3 protein-coding genes are annotated in these 2473 nt (G+C 64.3%); 1 reads left to right on the top strand and 2 read right to left on the bottom strand.

What is annotated here, in order from left to right; translation table 11 throughout:
- The first annotated feature begins 43 nt into the window (after positions 1-43).
- Positions 44-967 carry a transglutaminase-like cysteine peptidase gene (locus tag EOA27_RS31825; RefSeq protein ID WP_348526231.1) on the top strand — a complete coding sequence of 308 codons (924 nt, stop codon included), beginning with the start codon at positions 44-46 and terminating at the stop codon, positions 965-967.
- Between the two features lie 70 nt (positions 968-1037).
- Here EOA27_RS31825 and EOA27_RS31820 read toward each other — a convergent pair whose 3' ends face one another.
- On the bottom strand, positions 1038-1676 hold the full coding sequence (locus tag EOA27_RS31820) for a ribbon-helix-helix domain-containing protein (RefSeq protein WP_189342137.1): 639 nt from the start codon (positions 1674-1676) through the stop codon (positions 1038-1040).
- Positions 1666-2473, bottom strand: an 808-nt coding sequence (locus tag EOA27_RS31815) for an HlyD family type I secretion periplasmic adaptor subunit (RefSeq protein WP_127258158.1), incomplete at its 5' end; no start/stop codon positions are given. The genes EOA27_RS31815 and EOA27_RS31820, both read right to left, overlap by 11 nt.

Raw genomic sequence — 2473 nt, 5'->3', positions numbered from 1 at the left:
GTCAAAGGTGGGCGTTATGAAAATACAAAAAGCAGCCCCGGGAATGACGGGGATCAAGGTACTCTTGCTGGCTGCCGGCCTTGCCGGCTTCGCAAATCCATCATCCGCCAGCGCGAATTCGAGCCCGGAACCGGCCCTGCAGAAGGTGGTTGCGCCGGCGAGCCTCGGTGGCGTTTCGCTGGCCCGGCCGCAGCCCTGGCAGCCAGCTGTCGCATACCGCACCGCGGACATTTCGACTGGCTACGCGCCGGCGGCCGAGGTTGAAGCGCTTTCCGCCGCCAAGGCCGAACCCGGCATAGACCCGATCCATACCGCCGCGATCATCCCCGGTGTCTTCGGCTCCGTCGCCTTGTCGATGCGCAACTTCCCGGTAGCGGCGCGCTGGGCTCCCGTCTACAAGGCCATCGTCGACTGCACGGCGGGCAGCCCTTGCGACCATGAGAGTCCGGCTTTCTCCGAGATCATCGACATTGCCGCCGGCAAGGGCTTTCGCGACAAGCTGTCCTTCGTCAACTCAAGCATCAACCGCCTGATCGCCTATCGCAAGGACAGCGCCGTCTACGGCAAGCTCGACTATTGGGCAAAGCCTTCGGAAATCCTCGAGCATCGCGCAGGCGATTGCGAGGACTTCGCCATACTCAAGATGGCGGCGCTGCTCAGGGCCGGCATTCCGGCGCAGAGCATGTCGCTGGTGGTGCTCCAGGATCGCCGCCGCAAGTTCTTCCATGCCGTGCTGTCGGTCAGCACGGGAAGCGGCGCCTTCATCCTCGACAGCCTGGGCAATGCGGTCCTGCGCGACAGCGACCTGCCCGACTATGTTCCGCTCTATTCCTTCAGCACCGATCGCGCCTGGATCCACGGATCGAAGTCCGGCGCGCAGATCGCCGACATCGCCGGCGGCTTCGCGACGGTGGCGCCCGGCGAAGGATCGCCGGAATCGTCATTGGCTTCGGATATGAGGCAATAGACTGGGGCGGGTCGCCTTTTCGCGACACGCAGAAGCACAGGAAATCGCTGCGCGTTCTTCCTGAGGTACGCTACCCGTTGAAGACAAAGGCCATCAGAAGTTCCGGCTCGGCGACAGGCGCGCGCACGGCGCTGAGCTGGCCACGATAGCGCCGCTCGCCGGCGCCGATGACGAAGCCGCTGGTGACCGGCGTTTCGCCATTGGCGTCGAGCCTGGCGAAGATATCGGTGACGTTGAGATCGAGCGCCAGCTTCAAATCCTGCCGCCCATCCTCTCCGGGCGCGCTCGGCAACTGTCGCCTGACCAGTTGCTGGAACGGCGTGTTGAAGGCCAGGATCTTCTTCGACGACGACAGCGCGAAAGCCGGTGATGGGCAGGCGACCAGGATCGCGTTGATCGTGCGGATCGAGGCGAGCTTGCGCAATTTCATGCTTTCCTCGGCAAGACCGCGCATGCAGGCGACCCGGATCGCCGAGGTGAGGTTGCCCTCGGGATGATGCTCGGCGATCTCCTCGACCAGCATACCGATCGTGCATTTGCGGCTTTCCGCCATGTGCTTCAGCGACACCCAGAAGGCGCGCTCCAGCCGGATGCCGCGACGTACGCCGCCGCGCGCCACGACGCGGAATTCCGGGCCGAAATCCTCGGCCGCGAGCGCCGGCAGCAGCCGTTCGCGCGGAGTGTCCGGGCGCATTGCGCTATCGTTCACTCATCGCCTCCTGACGCGCCTTGTTGATCGGCTTCAAGAGATAGTTGAGGATCGTCTTGCGTCCGGTCTTGATGTCGACCGAGCAGATCATGCCGGGGATGATCGAATAGGTCTTGCCGTTCCTCGTCAGCGTCGACTTCTCGGTGGCGACGCGCACCTGATAATAGGGCTCGCCGGTCTTCTGGTCGACGAGACTGTCGGCGGTGATGTTGGAGACCTTGCCCTCGATGCCGCCGAAGATCGAGAAATCATAGGCCGTGACCTTGATCAGCGCCTCCTGGTTCGGCTGGATGAAGGCAACGTCGCGCGGCGAAACCCGAGCCTCGACCAGCAGCGTCTCGGATGTCGGCACGATGCCGGCCACGACCGCGCCCGGCTGCACGAAGGCGCCGAGCGTGTTGACGTCGAGCGTGTTGACGATGCCGTCGACCGGCGAGCGTATATCGGTGCGCGCGACCTTGTCGGTGGCGCCGCGGATGGTTTCGTCGACGACGGAAAGGTCGGCAAGCGCCTGCGTCAGGTCGCTCAGCGCCTCTTGCTGCAATTGCAGGCCGAGCTCGTTCACCTGAAGCTGCGCTTCGGTGATTGCCGCCTGGGTCTTCTTGATGGTCTCTCCGGCGAGTGCCAGCTGTCCGTGCAGGTCGGTCTGCTCGCGCTCGACGCGGATCTGCTCGGTCCTGGCCATCAGGCCCTTCTTGACCATGGGTTCCACCAGCGCCGCTTCCTGGTCGGTCACGGCCAGGCTCTTGGCCAGGCGGTCTGAATTGGCGGTGGCCTCGTCCAGCTCCTTCTCGCGC

This window comes from Mesorhizobium sp. M2A.F.Ca.ET.037.01.1.1, assembly GCF_003998075.1.
Taxonomy (GTDB): domain Bacteria; phylum Pseudomonadota; class Alphaproteobacteria; order Rhizobiales; family Rhizobiaceae; genus Mesorhizobium.
Note: the sequence above shows the minus strand (reverse complement) of the source record. Positions and strands in the feature narration are given on the sequence as shown.

Coding starts and splice junctions, on each gene's coding strand:
- EOA27_RS31825 (WP_348526231.1), top strand. CDS start 44: ATGACGGGGATCAAGGTACTCTTGCTGGCTGCCGGCCTTGCCGGCTTC.